Raw genomic sequence first — 18,088 nt, 5'->3', positions numbered from 1 at the left:
CAAAGCGAAACGTGGTCAATAGGATTCATGCGGAATTGTTGTTAGGGCAGATGGAGCAGAACGGCCGTTATGAATTTAGCCATCCAGATGTCTGCTGCCATCTTGCCATCAGTTTTGCTGCCTACTACATTCGAACATGTCGCATTTGGCGACCATGCAAAAGGAGGCAACGATGGCAGAGCCGCAACTATCGGTACGTAGCGCCCGAGCGCGCGACCTGGCGCATCGTCTGGCCCAGCGCGAAAAGCGCTCCATTGCCGATATCGTTGAGCGCGCGCTTGAGATTTATGCCGAGCGGGAAGCGGGTCGGGAGCCGGCGCGACAATTCTATGCCCGCCTTGCCAGCAACGAAGGCGAAGATGTCGATCTTGACGCGATTATTTCCGCCCACCGCAAACCCCATGGCGGGCCGGATCTGTGATCTTTGTCGACACCAATGTGATCTCGGAAACGCTGCGCCATGCGCCTGATCGCCATGTGCTCGACTGGCTCATCCGCCATGATGGAGAGCTCGCCCTGTCGACCGTGGTCATTGCGGAGATTGCGTTCGGGATCGCCAAAATCCGCCCCGACCAGCGCTCGAGCCGGCTGGAGGACGGGCTTTCGGCATGGCGCAGGCGCTTTGCCGACCGGATATTCGGATTTACTGAGGCCGCGGCGCTTGCCTATGGCGAGATCATGGGCACGGCGGTGCGTCAGGGGCGGCCAATGTCTGCACCGGACGGGATGATCGCGGCGATCGTAAGGGTCCATGGCGGTATGCTTGCAACGCGCAACATCAAGGACTTCCGCGATACCGGGATTGAACTCGTCTCCCCGTGGGAGCAATAGGCTCGTCCCGCTGCAAAAGCGTCCTACCGCCGCGACAGCGCCACCGAAGAACAGGGCGCATCCAGCAGGTCGGCGAGTTCGTCGTCGAGATGCATCAGCGAGATCGAGACGCCGGCCATGTCGAGCGAGGTGTAGTAGCGCCCGACCAGCGATCGCGTGACCTGCAACCCGTGGGCCGAGAGGCGCTTCCGGATGCGGCCGTTCAGGATGTAGAGTTCCATGTCGGGCGTCGCGCCGAGCGAATTGACCAGAAGGGCGACGCGATCGCCTTCCTTGGGCATCATTTCATCGAGCAGGCGGTCGATCACGAGATCGGCGGCCTGATCGGCCGTGCCGATGGCGGCGCGGGCGATGCCGGGCTCGCCATGAACGCCGACGCCAATCTCCATCTCGTCGGGGCCGAGCTGGAAGGTCGGGCGGCGGGTTTCGATCGAGGCGCCGGGTTCCAGCGCCAGCCCCATTGTGAAGGTGCGCTCATTGGCCCGCCGCGCCACCGCCACGCAGGCGTCAAGCGGCATCATCCGCTCGCAGGCCGCACCCGCGACCTTGAAGATGAACACATTGCCGGCGACCCCGCGCCGCGTGGCCCGCATCTCCTTTGGCGAGGAGGCGATGTCGTCGGTGGTGACGACAGCCTGCACCGCGATGCCCTCGGCCGCGGCCATTTCGGCGGCGATCTCGAAATTCATCACGTCGCCGGAGAAATTGCCGAAGATGTGCAGCACGCCGGCCCCGCCATCGACCGCGCGGGTGGAGGCGAGGATCGGATCGGGTGGGGGGGCGGCAAACACATTGCCGACGACAACAGCATCCGCAAGTCCCTGGCCGACATAACCGAAAAAGCCCGGCTCATGCCCCGCGCCGCCGCCGATCACAAGGCCGACCTTGCCGGGGCGGGGAGCGTGAACCGAACGCAGGGCGCGGGGCGCGCCCGGAACCGGGGCCAGGATTTCCGGATGGGCCAGAAGCGCGCTCGCCAGCGTCTCGTCGACAGCGTCCTGCGGCCGGTTGATGAATTTCTTGGTGTGGACCCGTTCGGGCAGTTGCGGTGCTCTCGCAGTTTCCATCCGCTGCGGGCGGATGTCGACATTCTCGGAGCGCAATATGCCCCAGGCCGTGTCCACATCGGTGACCAGCACGCTGACATAGCCGCCGCGCAGCGCCGCGAGGATCGCCTGCACCTTGTCGATCCCGCCGGCGACCGCGATCCGCTCAGGGATGGCGCGCAGCGCTGCAAGCTCGATGCCGACGGTGCGCCCGTCGAGCGGTCCCGCCACTGGCTCGCCGCGCGCGTTGATAAGCCGCCCGGCAATGCTGCCGACGGCGGCGTGATAGTGCTCGTTGACGTCGACCTTGTCGAAGAAGCCGCTGGTGTGGATCGTGCTTTCAGCGCGCAGCGACGAGATGCCGAGCAGGATGCGGTTTGCCGCCGCCAGCACGCCGAGCTGTTCGGCGATGACCGGCTCCTCGAACAGCACGTCGCGGACGGAAGCGGACGACAGGATGGCGGGCGAGGACAGCGGAATGCAGCGGGCGTCCAGCGCCTCGGCCAGCCGTGTCGCGCAGGCCTCGGGCGTCCACGGGATCTTGGCGGTGGTGCCGCCGGTCGCCTGAACCACGCGCATGTCGCGCAGATTGACGCGCTCGACGGCATTGGCGATCGCCAGCATCGTCCGGCCCCAGGTCACGGCAATGGTATCGCCGGATTGCGCATGCAGCGCGAGCACTTGCGCGCCCGCCGCGCCAAGCCGTTCGGTCAATGTCCGCTCGCCGCCAGTCGAGGGGATCACCAGGCAATCGGCCAAGCCGAAATGTTCCTTGAGGCTCTGGGCGAGCGACAATTGCCGGAATTTCTCCGGCGCGATCTCGATCGAGACGATGCCGCGCGTGCGGGCATCGGCGAGATAAGCGTTCACGGTCGGGCGGGAAATGCCCATGGCAACGGCAATGTCACCCTGGGTCATGCCCTCTTCGTAATAAAGCCATGCCGCCCATAGCAATGGGTCTCCGCCGAAACGCAGGGGCAGTGGGGAGCCGGATTGCCTCTCGGAGGCGGACAGGGCGCGCGGACCGCTCTTTCGTGCCATCAAAGGGTCTCTCGCTCGGCTGCCGCTGATACCCAATCGCGTGCGGTGTCAATCAGCGCGGCGGCGGAAACGGCTCCGGGATCCAGATGGCCGATGGTGCGCGCGCCAAGGCGGGCGGCACGGCCCTTGGCCGCCACCATGCCGCGCGTCGCCTCGGCCCCTTCGGCGGCGGCGGCAGCGGCGCGGCTCATAACTTCGGCGAACGCTGCGCCCTCGGCTCTCGCATCGCGGATCGCATGGGTGGCGGGCAGCCAGGCATCCAGCATGGTCTTGTCGCCGGGCGAGGCCTTGCCGCGTTCCTCGATCCCTTCCGAGATCGAGATCAGGATGTCGGCGAGACGCTCGATCGGCACCTGTTTGTCTTCCGGCATGGCAAGGCCGGCGCGGGTCAGCCCGCTGGCATAAAGCGGGCCGGTGGTGGCGCCGACGGCGTTGAGAAAGGAGCGACCGGCCTGCGTCAGCGCAACCCTGAGCGAGGGATAATCGGAAGCGTTGTGGGTCAGCGCCACGGCGGCGGCGGAAAAGCCTTCGGCCATGGCCGTGCCATGATCGGCATCGCCGATCGCGCCATCCAGCTCGGCCAGATAGTCGCGTTCATCGTTCATCCGGCGCGCGAAGGCGCGAAACAGATCGGCGAGGGCATGGCAATCGAGATACATCATGGCCGCATTATGCTGCGAGGAGGCGGGCGAGCACAAGCGATTCCGTGCCCGCCCGCGCCGTCTTCATCAATCCTGAAGGCGGCGGGAGAAACCGTTTCCAAGTTCGGTCAGGATCATGCAGCAGGATGTGGCACCTGCATCCAGCACGCCGCGCGAGCGCTCGCCGAGCCGGCTGGCACGCCCGATGCGGGCCACAAGATCGACGGTGGAATCGCGGCCCTTTTCCGCGGCTTTCGCCATCGCCTGAAGGGCAGGGGCGAAGCCGTCCGCCTTCGTTGCGTCGAAAGCCTCGACAGCGGGGACGAAGGTGTCGATCAGCGTCTTGTCGCCAACCTTGGCCGAACCGGTGGAGCGGACGCCTTCGAGACCTGCGTTCAGCATCTGCGAAAACGCATCGACGTCGATGGCGGTGCGCCCCTTGATGGACGAGGCCATTTCCTGGAACATCAGGCCGTAGAGGGGGCCCATGGAACCGCCGATCTCCGACATCAGAATATCGGACAGGACGGTCATCGCCTCGTCGAGCGACATGGTCGAACCGGCGACCCGTTCGGCGGCGCGGCCGAAGCCCTTGGCCATGTTGATGCCGTGGTCGCCGTCGCCGATCTTGCCGTCGATTTCCGAAAGCCAGGCCTTGTTCTCGACGATCACCGCCGCGATTTCCTCGACGATCGCCGCACTGCCGGCATTCTTCACCGAAGGGCCGTTGATGGTCTCGGGCGCGCGCGGGGCGTCGTCCTCGGCCGTGGTCACCTGTGACTGAGCAGTGGTCGCAGCCTTCGCGGCGGCTGGCTGGATGTCCGGCGCGGCGTTGCCGGTCTGGCTGAAGCCGGGCGCGGTGGCTTCCATATCCAGCAGCGCCTTCATCTCGTCGTCCAGAACCATGACCGAGAGCGTCGCGCCGATCATTTCCAGTGACGTGAAATAATTGCCGACATAGGCGCGGTAGACGCTCGCGCCTCGGGCCTCGATTTCCTGCTCCATGCGGTCGTAAAGCACGTAAAGCTCGTTGACCGGGGTCGCGCCCAGGCCGGAGACCAGCACGGCCACTTCGCTGCCCTCAGGTAGGTCGTGATCGTCCATGACGATCTTGACCATATCGGCGGCGACTTCATTGGCGCTCTTCAGCGGCTCCACGCGGGTGCCCGGCTCGCCGTGGTGGCCGATGCCGACCTCCATCGTGCCCGCCTCGATCTGGAAATTCGGATGGCCAACGGCCGGCAGGGTGCAGGGGCCAAGCCCGACGCCGACGGAGCGCACGCTGTCGATCGCCTTTTGCGCGGCGGCCTGCACTTCGGCAAGCGACCCGCCTTTGGCGGCAACGGCGCTGCCGATCTTCCACATGAAGATTTCGCCCGCGACGCCGCGGCGCTTCTCGCGCTCGGAAAGTGGGGCGGAGCAGACATCGTCATTGGCGACCACGGTCGCCACCTCGACGCCCTCTTTCTCGAGCATGCCGGCGGCCATTTTGACGTTCATGTTGTCGCCGGCGTAATTGCCGTAAAGCACCGCGACGCCCGCGCCGCCATCGGCTGCGCGCATCGCATCGGCAAAACTCTTGGCCGTCGGCGAGGAGAACAGTTCGCCGACCGCGACCGCGTCGACCATGTTGCGGCCGGTGTAGCCGATGAAGGCCGGCTCGTGGCCGGAGCCGCCGCCGGTGACGATGCCGACCTTGCCGGAAACCGGCGCTGCCTGCGATACGATCACGCGCGGATTGGCCGGGTCGAGCCGCACCAGATCGCGGTGGGCCCGGACGAAACCGGCCACGGTCTCGTCGACAAGATCGTCGGGGTTGTTGATAAATCTCTGCATTGAAGCGACCTTATCGTTCATCATTTACCGGACGGTGTAGCCGCCATCGACAAGAAGATCGGCGCCATTGATCATCGCTGCCTCGTCGGAGGCGAGGAATACGGCGGCGGCGGCGATTTCCTCCGGCTCGGCAAAGCGGCCGCTCGGGATCTGGGCCTTCATGGCCTCGCCCTTTTCGCCTTCCCAGGCTTTGCGGCCGAGATCGGTCATCACCACGGTGGGCGAGATCGAATTGGCGGTGATGCCGTGCTTGCCCCATTCCAGCGCCAGCGTCTTGGTAACGCCGATAACGGCGAATTTGGTGGCGCAATAGGCGACGTGGCCTTCGATGGCGACCGAGCCGGCCTGGCTTGCAAGGTTGACGATCCGCCCGCCCTTGCCGGCGGAAATCATCGCGCAACCGACCGCCTGGCACATCAGATAGGTGCCGGTGAGGTTGACGGCGATGGTGCGATCCCAGGCGGCTTTCGAGAGCTCTTCCGCAGGGGCAAGGTCGACGATGCCGGCGGAATTGACGAGAATGTCGATCTCGCCGAGCGCCGCTTTGACGTCGGCAACCGCGGCTTCAACGCTTTCGCTGTCGGTGACGTTGCATGCAAAGGCTTTGGCGCCGTCAAGCGCGGCGGCCATGGCATCACCCGCATCGCGGTTCATGTCGAGAATGGCGACGCGTGCGCCCTTGGCAGCAAACGCCCGGGCAATCGCCGCGCCGATGCCGGATGCGGCGCCGGTAACGACCGCGACCTTGCCGGCAAGTGAAAATTCAGGGGAAGACGCCATCGAAACGCCCTTTCTTCTGGCTGCTTTTACGGCCGTGCCGCGACGGTGACGCCTGCGGCCGGCAAAGGCCGCAGGCGGTATTCGGTTTTACTGACGCTGCTGCAGAAGCTCGTCTACATTGTCGGCGGTTACCGGCGTCCACGGCACATTGTACTGCTTGGATTCGCCGTTGTTCCACTGCATTTCAGGGTATTTTTCCCAAATGCCGGAGGTCGGCTCATAGTCCGGGTTGACGGCCTTGATCGCAACGTCGATCGCGCCCAGCGCCTGGGCCTGGCCATCCTGCAGGATCGAGTGCATGTCGCCGCGCTTGACGGCTTCCAGCGCATCGGTCACGCCATCGACGCCGGCAATCGAGAAGTCGCTGACATTCATGCCGGCGGCCTTGATCGCCTCGATCGCGCCAAGCGCCATTTCGTCATTCTGTGCGATCACGCCCTTGATGTCGTCGCCATGGGCGGTCAGCCAGTTTTCCATCAGCGACTGGGCTTCCGCGCGGCTCCAGTTGGCGGTCTGCTGCTCGACAACGCTGACGCCGTCGCCGCATTCGGCGATTGCCTTCTCATTGCCTTCGCCGCGCTGGATCTGCGCCGACTGGCCGATCGGGCCTTCGATGATGACGACATCGCCGGTGCAGCTGATGTCATCGAGCACGGCCTTGGCTTCGAGATAGCCGGCCTCGACGTCGTCCGAGCCGACATAGGAGGTCAGGAGATCGGAGTTGACCTGGGTGTTGGAGCCGACCACCGGAATGCCGGCATCGGAGGCGGATTCAACGGCCGTGGCACCGGCTTCGATGTCGATCGGGACGAAGACGATGGCGTCGTAACCCTGGGTGATCATGGTTTCGAACTGTTCCTGCTGGACCAGCGCGTCGTAGCGGCCGTCGAAGATGGTCAGATCGACGGAACCGTCCTTCACCGAGGGATGGTTTTCGGCGGCATTGGCCCAGAGCTGCATGAACTCGGCGTTGAGGCCGTAAACGGCGGCGCCGATCTTCAGCGGGTCCTGCGCGCTGGCGGTGGTGGCGGCGAACGCGGCGCCGACCAGGGCTGTGGTTGCCAGGATATTACGAAGTTTCATGTCGGGTTTCCTCCCTTTGGTGACATGGTGGGTGCCGCGCAGTTTCTGAAAACGGACTGCGAATTTGCGGCGTGGAACAACCGGCGGGGCCGGATCAGGTTTCGCTCTTGCGCGAGCGGTCGAGCATGACGGCGGCGACGATCAGCGCGCCCTTGATGACCTGCTGGTAGTAGGATTCGACGCCCAGCAGATCGAGGCCGTTGTTCATCACGCCGATCAGCAGCGCGCCGATGACGGTGCCGCTGACCCGGCCGATGCCGCCGGACAGGCTGGTGCCGCCGATCACCACCGCAGCGATTGCGTCGAGCTCATAGGCGACGCCGGCCTGCGGCAGCGCGGAACCCGTGCGGGCGGCAAGCACCATGCCGGCGAGCCCGGCCAGCGCGCCGGAGATGACATAGACCATGAAGCGGATGCGGTTGACGCTGAGGCCGGAGACCTTGGCGGCATGCGGATTGCCGCCGACAGCATAGATATGTCGGCCGAAACGGGTGTTGGTCAGCACGAAATGGGCGACGAGGAAGACCAGCGCGAACAGGATGATCGGGATCGGAAGGCCGAAGATATCGCCCGTGCCGATCCAGCGATAGCCGTCGGTCAGCGCCGGGATCGGGCGACCGCCGGAATAGATCAGGGTGAGGCCGCGCGCCGCCGACAGCATGCCGAGCGTGGCGACGAAGGCGGGCACGGAAAACCGTGCCACCGCCGTGCCGGAAATCGCGCCCATGGCGATGCCGGCGGCAAGGCCGATGACGATCGCGATCGGGGCGATATAGGGCGTGCCGGGAATAAACGCGCTGGACGAGGTCGTGGCGAAGGAGGCCGAGACGACGCCGGCAAGGGCGACCACGGAGCCGACCGAAAGGTCAATGCCGCGGGTCAGGATCACGAAGGTCATGCCGATGGCGAGAATGCCGTTGATCGAGGTCTGGCGCAGCACGTTGACGATGTTGCGCGGGCTGAGAAAATTCTCGCTGACGATCGAGAGCACGATGCAGACAAGGATCAGCGCGATCAATATGCCGTAGCGCTGGGCGATCGGCCCCAGCCGCTCGGTCATCGGCCGCTTCTGCTCGGTTCCGGCGCCGGCCGGGGTTTTGGCATTCTCAGTGTCAGTCAACGTATGGTCCTCCCCGATTGACGGGTTATCGGCAGGTGAAAGACGCGCGTTCGTGCCGTCGCCCCGTCCTGCGTCACGTTTTTACGCCGCGAGATGCAGCAGTTTTTCGGCGGACATTTCCGCCCGATCCAGGGTTCCGGCGACGCGGCCATCGCGCATCACAATGGCGCGGTCGGCCATGCCGAGCACTTCGTCGGTTTCGGAAGAGATCATGATCACGGTCCCGCCGCCCTTGGCGAAATCGGACATGACGCGATAGATTTCCCGCTTGGCGCCGACATCGACGCCGCGGGTCGGCTCATCCAGGAGCAGCACGTTCGGCTCGGTCAGGAACCATTTGCCGAGAACGACCTTCTGCTGGTTGCCGCCGGAAAGATTGGAAACGCCGAGCTTCAGCGATGCGGTCTTGATATTGAGCGTCTCGACCATGCGTCCGGCGGCCTCCGTCTCGGCCTTGCCGTTCATCATCAGTGGGGTCGACATGCGGTCGAGGGTCGCAAGGCAAAGGTTTTCCCGAACATCGCCGGTGAGGACGAGGCCCGAGACCTTGCGGTCCTCGGTCACATAGGCGAGGCCCGCCGCGATCGCTTCAGAAGGGCGGGTGATCTGCTGGCGCCTTCCGTTGATCTCGATCGTGCCGTCGGTTTCCTCGGAGAGGCCGAACAGCCTGTCGAAAATCTCGCTGCGGCCGGAGCCCATCAGCCCGTAAAGCGCCAGGATTTCCCCGCGATGGGCCTCGAAGGACACGTCGCGCACGCCATGGGCCGCGGCAAGCCCCTCGACGCGCAGGGTCGGTTCGGTGCTCGCGGTATTGTCCTTGACGAATTCCTCGGTCAGCGGACGCCCGACGATCAGGCTGATGAGGCGATCCTTGTCGATATCGGCAAGCGCGCCTTCCTCGACGAAGCGGCCATCGCGAAAAACAGTATAGCTGTCGCAGATCGTGAAGATTTCGGAGAGGCGGTGGCTGACATAGATCACGCCCTTGCCGCGCGCCTTCAACGTCTTCACCGCCTCGAAAAGCTGGTCAGCCTCGGCCTCGCCAAGCGCGGAGGTAGGCTCGTCCATGATGATGACTTCGGCATCATAGGAGAGCGCCTTGGCGATCTCGACGAGCTGGGTCTGGGCGACCGTCAGGTCCATCATCATGTCGGTCGCGCGGATGGTGAATTTCAGCCCGTCCAGCAGGTCCTGCGCTTTCGCGTTCATGGATTTGAAATCGATGCGGCCGAAGGCGCCGCTCGGCTCGCGCCCGAGAAAGATGTTCTCGGCCACGGTCATCGCCGGGACAGGGCTCAGTTCCTGTTCAATGATGGAAATACCGTTGGCAAGCGCCTCGCCGGGGGAGGAGAACTGCACGGTCTCGCCGTTGCGCTTAATTGTGCCGCGGTCGCGTGGCTGGATGCCCATGACGATCTTGAGGAAAGTCGACTTGCCCGCGCCATTGCCGCCGCAAAGCGCGTGGACCGATCCCGGCATCAGCCGGAATGCGCCGTCGATCAGCGCGGGAACCCCGGAAAACGACTTTCCGAGCCCATGCACCTCAAGCAAAGCCTGCACGACAATTCCTCCCATTCTCAGTCCATCGAACTAATGTAAAATTATGCTCGACAATTGTCTTTTAACGGCATTGCTTTGCGTATGTCAAACGCGTCCTGACATTTTTAAAGCTGGGATGTGGACAAGCGGGGTCCAGCGGTTCGGTGGGGACGGCCTACGCGCTTGTTTCGTCGCGCTTTCTGAGAGAAAGTCGGTTCCACTATCGCCGGCAGCGCTTCAAGAAGAGGGCCTGGCAAAACTGCGCCGGGGGAGGGCCATGCCGAAATCAATAACCAGGGTCGAAGACCTGCTTGATGTGCTTTCAGCCTTGCCCGCCGGCCGCCGGCTTGTGGCGATCGCCGGGGCGCCCGGCAGCGGCAAGTCCACGCTTGCCGACGAAGTAGTCGATCGGCTCAACCGGCTGAAACCGGGATCGGCTGCCGTCATTCCGATGGACGGCTTTCATCTCGATGACGGGTTGCTGGAGGCGCGCGGGGCGCTGTCGCGCAAGGGCGCGCCCCATACGTTCGATGTCGGTGGGCTCGCGGCGATGCTGCGGCGCCTCAGCGAAAATGCGGAAGACGAAGTCATCGTTCCGTTGTTCGACAGGAAGCTGGAAATCTCGCGGGCCGGCGCGCGCGCGGTTCCCGCTTCGATACCGCTATTGGTGGTCGAGGGCAATTATCTGTTGCTGAATGAGCCCGGCTGGCGCGATCTTCGCGCCATTTTTGACCTGACCATCAGCGTCGATGTGCCGTTCGACGTTCTGGAGCGCCGGTTGCTGCAGCGCTGGAAGGATATGGGTTTTGCGCCGGAAGCGGCCCATGCCAAGGCTTATGAAAACGACCTCCCCAATGCGAAGACCGTCATTGACCGCAGCCGCCCGGCGGATATCGTCTTCCGGCCGGTTGGCTGACAGTCTTTTTGGCTCAGCTCACGCCGCCAAGCAGCTTGGCGTTGCCGCCGGCCGCGGTGGTGTCGACGCAGACATGGCGCTCCTTGAGCGCGTGGCCGGCATCGGGCGCGCCGGTCACCAGCGGCAGGATCGGGCCCTTGCGGCTGGCGAGCGCCTTGCGCAGCGCCCGCGCGGTCTCCTCGTCGCCCCACCACAGAACGGCTGAAATGCCATCCAGATCGGCAAGGCTTTCCGGCGCGATCGAACCGGTTGCGACGGCGGGGCGACCGCCCTGCGCGCCGACCATGATCGCCTGTTTTCTGGCGGCCTCCTTGCCCGGGCCGAGGCAGAGCAGGGGCGCGCGGGGCAGCGCGGTAAGCACGTTCGACTCGCCCGTCGGCCCCGGCAGCGTGTCCCGGAACACCCGACCCGACTCGATGGCCGCACGCGCAATTTCGTCCCTGAGCGCTGCCGGCGACATTTCCGTATCCCAGGCTTCGCCGGCGCTCTCGGCGTCGTGCCTGCGGAAACGGTCGAGATAGCGCGGGCCGCCCGCCTTCGGGCCGGTGCCGGACAGGCCTTCGCCGCCGAAGGGCTGGCTGCCGACGATCGCACCGATCTGGTTGCGGTTGATGTAGATATTGCCGGCCTGGATGCGGTCGGAGACATGCTGCACGCGGTCGTCGATCCGGGTCTGGAGGCCGAAGGTCAGGCCATAGCCGGAGCCGTTGATCGCATCGATCACCGCATCGATTTCGTCCGCCTCGAAGGTCGCGACATGCAGGACCGGGCCGAAGATTTCGCGCTCCATATCCCCAATGCCGCCGATCCTGATCAGGGTCGGGGCGATGAAATGGCCGGTATCCGGCGTCGTGGTCGTCTTGAGGATGCGTCCCTCGTCCTCGGCGACGGCGAGATATTCGGCAATGCCCGCCTTGGCCTCGGCATCGATCACCGGACCGACATCGGTCGAGATGTGCCACGGCCTGCCGATCCTCAGCACGTCCATTGCCCCGGTCAGCATGCGCAGGAAGTGTTCGGCAATGTCCTTCTGGACATAAAGGCAGCGCAGCGCCGAGCAGCGCTGGCCGGCGGACTGGAAGGCCGACTGGACGATGGCCGCGACCGCCTGTTCCGGCAGCGCGGTGCTGTCGACGATCATCGCGTTGAGGCCGCCGGTCTCCGCGATGAACGGCGCGCCGGGCGCGAGGTTCTCGGCCATCGCACGGTGGATAATCTGTGCGGTTTCCGTCGATCCGGTGAAGGCGACGCCGCCGACGGCCGGGTTGGAGGTCAGCGCCTTGCCGACATCGCCGGCGCCGGGCAGGAGCTGCAGCGCGGTTTCGGGCACGCCCGCCTCATGGAGAAGCTGGCAGGCGCGCCACGCGATCAGCGGCGTCTGCTCGGCGGGCTTGGCGAGCACGGCGTTGCCGGCGGCAAGTGCTGCCGCGATCTGGCCGGTGAAGATCGCCAGCGGAAAGTTCCACGGGCTGATGCAGGCAAACACGCCAATCGGCGGCGCGCCCTCCGCCTGTCCGGCGTAGTAGCGCAAGAAATCCACCGCCTCGCGCAGTTCGGCAACCGCGTCCGGCAGCGTCTTGCCGGCCTCGCGGGCAACGAGCGCGAAAATCTCGCCGAAATTCTGTTCGTAGAGATCGGCGGCCTTCTCCAGCACCGCGCGGCGGGTTGCGGCATCGGCATCCCAGGGCCGTGCGGCAGCGCAGGCGGCGGTGACGGTCTCAGCCGAAGCCCAGGTCACCGTTCCGACGACGTCGTGCTGGCGGGCCGGATTGGTTATCTCCGTCGTCTCGCCGGAAGGCGCTTCGCCGGCAATAATCGGTCCGGCCTGCCAGCGATGGCTTTCGAACCGGCCGCGGGCCTCATCGATCATCGCCAGCGTCGGGCGGTGGGCGAGGTCGAAGCCGGTGGAGTTCTGGCGTTCCGGCGCAAACAGGGTCGTGCCGGTGCGAAGCTTCGTCGGCTTCACCTTGTCGAACGGATCGGCGGCGACCGTTTCCGGCGGCACGTCCTCATCCACGATCTGATTGACGAACGAGGAGTTGGCGCCGTTTTCCAGCAGGCGGCGCACGAGATAGGCAAGCAGATCGCGATGCGCGCCAACGGGCGCGTAGATCCGGCAATGGGTGTTGTGGCGCTCCTTCAGGATCGAATGCAGCGCCTCGCCCATGCCGTGAAGGCGCTGGAATTCCCAAGCCTGGTTGTCGCCGGCCATATCCAGGATCGCGGCGCAGCTATGGGCGTTGTGGGTGGCGAATTGCGGGTAGATCCGGTCGGTCATGCCGAGCAGCTTGCGGGCATTGGCGATATAGGAAATGTCGGTGGCGGGCTTGGCGGTGAACACCGGGAAGCTGTCGATGCCCTCGACCTGGGCGAGCTTGATCTCGGTGTCCCAATAGGCGCCCTTGACGAGCCGCACCATGATCTTTCGGTCAAGCCGCGTGGCGAGATCATAAAGCCAGTCGATGGTCGGTCCGGCGCGCTTGCCATAGGCCTGCACCACCACGCCGAACCCGTCCCAGCCCGCGAGCGATGGCTCGGACAGCACGGCCTCGATCACGTCCAGCGACAGGCTGAGCCGGTTGGCTTCCTCGGCGTCGATATTGAGCCCGATGCCGGCGGAGCGGGCGAGCTGGGCAAGCGTGCGCAGGCGCGGCACGACATGGTCCATCACCGTGTCGTGCTGGGCTTCTTCGTAGCGCGGATGGAGTGCTGAAAGCTTGACCGATATGCCGGGATTGTTGCGGATATCGTCGGCGGTCGCGGCCTCGGAGATCGCGCCGATCGCCCGGGAATAGGCGAGGTGATAGCGCTTCGCGTCGCCTTCGGTGCGGGCGGCTTCCCCCAGCATGTCGTAGCTGTAGGTGTAGCCCTTCTCTTCCATGTTCGAGGCGCGCTTGAGGGCGGATGCGATCGTCTCGCCGAGCACGAATTGCGAGCCCATCTCCTTCATCGCGCGGCCGACGGCGGTGCGGATCACCGGTTCGCCGAGGCGCTTGACCGCGCCGCGCAGCGTGCTCACCACGCCCTTGTTGTCTTCCTTGAGAACCCGGCCGGTCAGCATCAGCGCCCAGGTCGAGGCATTGACCAGCGGCGAGGTGGAATGGCCCATATGCCGGCCCCAGTCCGACGGCGCGATCTTGTCTTCGATCAGCGCGTCGATGGTCTCGGCATCCGGCACCCTCAAGAGCGCCTCGGCGAGACACATCAGCGCGATGCCCTCATCGGTGGAGAGGCCGTATTCGGCGAGGAAGACCTCCATCATGCCGGGCTTGGCGTGATTGCGGATGGCGCGCACCAGATCGGCCGCGTTTTCCGAAATGCGGGCGCGATCCTCGGCGCTCAGCTGCGCTTGCTCGCGGAGCCGCTCGATCAATTGCGATTCGTCGGCATAGGTGCCCGCGTCGATTGCGTTTCGCAGGTCTGCCTCAGTGTTTTCTGTCATGACAATTCCCTCTGGATTACCCTATTATAATCGGTAGACGGCAGGCGTTTTGCCTGATTGATATGAAAGATATTGCCGTTTTGACTGAATTTGAGGAGTTTTTCAGTGAATGAGAGCAGCGCCGATCTCGATCGATTCGACCGCGCCATAATGAGCACGCTGGCCGAGAACGGCCGCATCTCGATCACCGATCTCGCCAAACGCATCGGCCTGTCGAAATCGCCGACCCAGGCGCGGGTGCGCCATCTGGAGGAGGCGGGCATCATCAGGGGCTATCGTGCCATCCTCGATCCCATTCAACTGGGTCTCGACTATGTCGCCTTCGTCGAGGTGAAGCTGTCGGATACGCGCGAAAAGGCGCTGTCGGAATTCAACAAGGCGGTGGTCGGGCTCATGGAGGTCGAGCAGGTGCACATGATCGCGGGCCGCTTCGATTACCTGCTGAAAATCCGCACCGCTTCGATGCGCTCCTATCGCCGGGTGCTGGCCGAGCGGATTTCGACGCTGCCGCATGTGGCCTCGACCTCGACCTATATGGCGATGCAGTCGATCAAGGAAAACGGCATCGCGGAGGCGGTTTGACCGCTCTATCCGCCGCGGATCGACGAGCGCCACACGAGTTCGGCATGCAGCGTCACGGTCGGTTTGGCAGGGGGCACGGAAAGCGGGGCGGAGAGCCAGTCGACCGCCTGTTGGGCGATCTGGTCCACCGGCTGGTCGAAGGTGGTGAGATCATAGGATTCCCAGCCGGCCTGTTCGATGTTGTCGAAGCCCGCGACGCAAAGCTGATCGGGGATCGACAGCGAAAACTGGTTGCGCGCGGCATCCATGAAGCCGCAGGCGAGCAGGTCGGTGGCGCAGAACACCCCGTCCGGCCGGTCCTTGCGGGTCAGCAGGCGCTGGGCGAGTGTGCGGCCTGACGCATAGGCCGTCTGGCCGTAGCGCTCGACGATCACCTCGATGCCCTCGGCCTGCCCCGCGGCGAGGAAACCGCGCTCGCGCGCCAACAGGCTCGGCGTCATCGAGGCCGAATTGGCGAAGGCGAGGCGGCGGCAGCCGGCGCGCAGGAAGGCGGTCAGGATTCGCCGCGCCGCCTCGTCATTGTCGAAATTGATCCTGAGAGGCCCTTCCTGATCGTCATCGCGGTTGATCAGCACCAGACGCTGGCCGTTGCGCAGACAGAGCTGGACGATCGACTTGTCCGGCAGGCCCGAGAGAATGATGGAGGCATCCGCCCGGTAGCTGATCGCCTGGCGCAATGCCTTGTCGGCGCTGCCGTCGGAACGGTCGGTGTTGACCAGCATGGCGATCTTGCCGCGATCCTGAAGCTTCTGGGTAATGGCGCTGACGAGGGCCGAGCGGTAGGGGGTCGCGACCTCGGAGGCGATCAGGCAGACGATGCCGCTTTCATTGCGCATCAGCCCGCGCGCCAGATGGTTGACGTGGTAGCCAAGCTCCTCGGCCGCCGCCATCACCTTGCGGCGCGTTTCCGCCGAAACGCTGGCGCCCGGCGTGAAGGTGCGCGAGACGGCGGAGCGGGAAACACCGGCGCGACGAGCGACTTCCTGCGCGCTGACAAATTCTTTCTCGGCCATCATTCCCCCTCGACAACCTCATTTTGCTTTGGAATGCACTGTTGTGCAACAAAGCCTTTATGAAGTTTTTGCGACAGAGCGTTGACTTTCGAGAGCGGACAAAACGCATGTGCACGCCTTTGCAGCGACGTGTGCGGTGTTCCCTGTTCGATGGCGGCAGCGCGGAGCGTCCGGCATTCAGCCGACCGCGATCGTCTTCTTCTCCTTCACCGCCCGCACGGCCGCATCCGCCAGCGCCAGCGCCATCAGGCCATCCTCGATCGAGGGGGAGGGCGCGGTGCCGTTTTCGATGCTGTCGATGAAGGCGGAGATTTCGGCGGCATAGGCTGCGGTGTAGCGGGTCATGAAGAAATCGTGCAGCGGCGGACGGGTATAGCCATCCTTGTTGGCGATCTCGATCGAGACCGGGCGCTGGTTTTCGGCCGTGACCGAGCCGAGCGAGCCCAGCACCTCGATGCGCTGGTCATAGCCATAGGCCGCTCGTCGCGAATTCGAGATCACGCACTGGCGGCCGCTTTCGGTGGCGAGCACCAGGCTCGCGCTGTCGTAATCGCCGAGCGCGCCGATTTCCGGGTTCACCAGCACGGACGCCGTGCCGGAAACGGTCGCGATCTCCTCGCCGAGCAGGAAGCGCGCCATGTCAAAATCATGGATGGTCATGTCGCGGAACATGCCGCCGGAGACCTTGATATATTCCGCCGGCGGCGGGCCGGGGTCGCGGCTCACGATCGTCACCATCTCGACATCGCCGATCCGGCCATCGTCGATCGCCTTGCGCACCGCCAGGAAGTGCGGATCGAAGCGGCGGTTGAAGCCGAGCATCACGCGCCCGCCGACCTCTCTCACCACTTCGGCACAGGCGCGGGCGCGGGCGACATCGAGATCCACCGGCTTTTCGCAGAAGACCGCCTTGCCGGCGCGGGCGAAGCGCTCGATCAGGTCGGCATGGGTGTTGGTGGGGGTGCAGATGATCACCGCGTCGATGCTGCCATCGGCCTCGATTTCATCGATGGTCATCACCTTGGCGCCGGTCGCTTCCGCAATCGCGGCGGCGGCCGGCGCCATGGCGTCGGCGACCGCATCCAGCCGGGCGCGCTTGTCCTCGGCGATCGCCTTTGCGTGTACCTTGCCGATGCGGCCTGCGCCCAGAAGCGCTATCGTCGTGACCATGTTATCCTCCCGGTGAGCGTCGCCGGGGCGGCGACAATCTTGTTGGAATATATATTCCATTTTGCTAGTTTGTAGCATGGTTCATGTCAATATCATTTAGAGGGGAACGCATGACGGCGCCGGCCACGATCAGGGAATTCGAGGAACGGCTGGCGGAACTCGCCGGCACAATGCCCAAGAGGCTGCGCCAATGCGCGGATTTCGTGGCCGCCAATCAGGACAGGATCGCGGTGTCGACCGTGGCGGAAATGGCTGAAGGGGCCGGAGTGCAGCCCTCGGCCTTCATGCGGTTCTGCCAGATCATCGGCTTTTCCGGCTTTTCGGAGATGCAGAAACTGTTTCGCGATTCCTATGTCGGCGGCTGGCCGGATTATCGCACCCGGCTCAAGCATCTGCGCGAGACGGCGGCGGGTAGCCCGGTGGCGTTGCTTGCCGAATTCACCGATGCGGGGCGAACTTCGCTTGAGGGTCTGCTAAAGACGGTGGAACCGGCTGAACTGGAGAAATCCGTAGCGCTGCTTTCCGAAGCGAAAATGATCCACATTATCGGCCTCAGGCGGGCGTTTTCGGTGGCGACCTATATCGCCTATGCCTTCGAGCGGATGAATGTGCCGGCCATGCTGCACGGCGCGGTTGGCGGACTGGCCAATTATCAGGCCGTGCGGCCGGGCGATGTGGTGATCGCCATCAGTTTCGCGCCCTATACCGCCGAGACGGTGGCGTTTGCCGAACAGGCGGCGGAAAACGACATTCCGGTGGTCGGCATCACCGATACGGTCGTCAGCCCCCTGCGGCCGTTTTCCGCTGCCACGCTTTCGGTGACCGAGGTCGATTTCGGGGCCTTCCGTTCGCTGTCCGCCACACTCGGTCTGGCCATCGCCTTGACGGTCGCCGTCGGCGCGGCGCGCAACGGTTCGTGAGCCTTGAAATCCGAATAATTTTATTGAAACGAAGAAAAATAGAATTTATAATCCAAAATTGAAATCGACAGACGCCGCGAATCCGCGCGGCGCATAGGCCGGCGAACGCGACCGGCAGGGAGGCATCA

General features: G+C 64.5%; 15 protein-coding genes. 5 read left to right on the top strand and 10 right to left on the bottom strand.

Features of this window, described 5'->3' with window-relative positions:
- Positions 1–172 precede the first annotated feature (172 nt).
- Together V6765_RS20105 and V6765_RS20100 are read left to right on the top strand one after the other, a co-directional pair.
- Entirely contained in the window at positions 173–421 is a 249-nt protein-coding gene (locus tag V6765_RS20105) for a type II toxin-antitoxin system VapB family antitoxin (protein WP_448432099.1), read from the top strand.
- Positions 418–831 carry a PIN domain-containing protein gene (locus tag V6765_RS20100; protein WP_448432097.1) on the top strand — a complete coding sequence of 138 codons (414 nt, stop codon included), beginning with the start codon at positions 418–420 and terminating at the stop codon, positions 829–831. Before V6765_RS20105 ends, V6765_RS20100 begins: the two co-directional genes overlap by 4 nt.
- A gap of 23 nt (positions 832–854) precedes the next feature.
- Here V6765_RS20100 and V6765_RS20095 read toward each other — a convergent pair whose 3' ends face one another.
- The 7 genes from V6765_RS20095 to V6765_RS20065 form a co-directional block, all read right to left on the bottom strand.
- Positions 855–2,918: a bifunctional sugar-binding transcriptional regulator/dihydroxyacetone kinase subunit DhaK gene (locus tag V6765_RS20095; protein WP_448432095.1), complete on the bottom strand. Its 2,064-nt coding sequence runs from the start codon at positions 2,916–2,918 to the stop codon at positions 855–857.
- Positions 2,918–3,580: a dihydroxyacetone kinase subunit DhaL gene (gene dhaL / locus V6765_RS20090; protein ID WP_448432093.1), complete on the bottom strand. Its 663-nt coding sequence runs from the start codon at positions 3,578–3,580 to the stop codon at positions 2,918–2,920. The genes V6765_RS20095 and dhaL (V6765_RS20090) overlap by 1 nt, the downstream gene beginning before the upstream one ends.
- 66 nt (positions 3,581–3,646) lie before the next feature.
- Positions 3,647–5,395, bottom strand: coding sequence for a dihydroxyacetone kinase subunit DhaL (gene dhaL, locus V6765_RS20085; RefSeq protein WP_448432091.1), 1,749 nt, complete (start codon positions 5,393–5,395; stop codon positions 3,647–3,649).
- A gap of 24 nt (positions 5,396–5,419) precedes the next feature.
- On the bottom strand, positions 5,420–6,175 hold the full coding sequence (locus tag V6765_RS20080; RefSeq protein ID WP_448432089.1) for a GolD/DthD family dehydrogenase: 756 nt from the start codon (positions 6,173–6,175) through the stop codon (positions 5,420–5,422).
- Between the two features lie 87 nt (positions 6,176–6,262).
- Positions 6,263–7,258: a substrate-binding domain-containing protein gene (locus tag V6765_RS20075; protein ID WP_448432087.1), complete on the bottom strand. Its 996-nt coding sequence runs from the start codon at positions 7,256–7,258 to the stop codon at positions 6,263–6,265.
- Between the two features lie 94 nt (positions 7,259–7,352).
- Positions 7,353–8,378: an ABC transporter permease gene (locus tag V6765_RS20070; protein ID WP_448432085.1), complete on the bottom strand. Its 1,026-nt coding sequence runs from the start codon at positions 8,376–8,378 to the stop codon at positions 7,353–7,355.
- Positions 8,379–8,459: 81 nt separating this feature from the next.
- Entirely contained in the window at positions 8,460–9,938 is a 1,479-nt protein-coding gene (locus V6765_RS20065) for a sugar ABC transporter ATP-binding protein (RefSeq protein ID WP_448432083.1), read from the bottom strand.
- 256 nt (positions 9,939–10,194) lie between these two features.
- Here V6765_RS20065 and V6765_RS20060 point away from each other — a divergent pair, with 256 nt between their 5' ends.
- Positions 10,195–10,833: a nucleoside triphosphate hydrolase gene (locus V6765_RS20060; RefSeq protein WP_448432081.1), complete on the top strand. Its 639-nt coding sequence runs from the start codon at positions 10,195–10,197 to the stop codon at positions 10,831–10,833.
- Positions 10,834–10,846: 13 nt separating this feature from the next.
- Here the strand turns inward: V6765_RS20060 and putA are convergent, their stop codons facing one another.
- On the bottom strand, positions 10,847–14,275 hold the full coding sequence (gene putA, locus V6765_RS20055; RefSeq protein ID WP_448432079.1) for a bifunctional proline dehydrogenase/L-glutamate gamma-semialdehyde dehydrogenase PutA: 3,429 nt from the start codon (positions 14,273–14,275) through the stop codon (positions 10,847–10,849).
- Positions 14,276–14,380: 105 nt separating this feature from the next.
- On the opposite strand from putA, the gene V6765_RS20050 reads away from it, so the two are divergent.
- Entirely contained in the window at positions 14,381–14,857 is a 477-nt protein-coding gene (locus V6765_RS20050; protein WP_448432077.1) for an Lrp/AsnC family transcriptional regulator, read from the top strand.
- 5 nt (positions 14,858–14,862) lie between these two features.
- Here V6765_RS20050 and V6765_RS20045 read toward each other — a convergent pair whose 3' ends face one another.
- Together V6765_RS20045 and iolG are read right to left on the bottom strand one after the other, a co-directional pair.
- The gene (locus V6765_RS20045) at positions 14,863–15,870 is read right to left on the bottom strand and encodes a LacI family DNA-binding transcriptional regulator (RefSeq protein ID WP_448432075.1); all 1,008 of its coding nucleotides are present in this window, start codon (positions 15,868–15,870) and stop codon (positions 14,863–14,865) included.
- Between the two features lie 177 nt (positions 15,871–16,047).
- Positions 16,048–17,040 (bottom strand): inositol 2-dehydrogenase, encoded by a 993-nt coding sequence (gene iolG / locus V6765_RS20040; protein ID WP_448432073.1) that lies wholly within the window; start codon positions 17,038–17,040, stop codon positions 16,048–16,050.
- Positions 17,041–17,150: 110 nt separating this feature from the next.
- Here iolG and V6765_RS20035 point away from each other — a divergent pair, with 110 nt between their 5' ends.
- The gene (locus tag V6765_RS20035) at positions 17,151–17,960 is read left to right on the top strand and encodes a MurR/RpiR family transcriptional regulator (RefSeq protein ID WP_448432071.1); all 810 of its coding nucleotides are present in this window, start codon (positions 17,151–17,153) and stop codon (positions 17,958–17,960) included.
- Positions 17,961–18,088: the final 128 nt, after the last annotated feature.

The organism is Martelella sp. FOR1707 (assembly GCF_053484265.1).
Note: the sequence above shows the minus strand (reverse complement) of the source record. Positions and strands in the feature narration are given on the sequence as shown.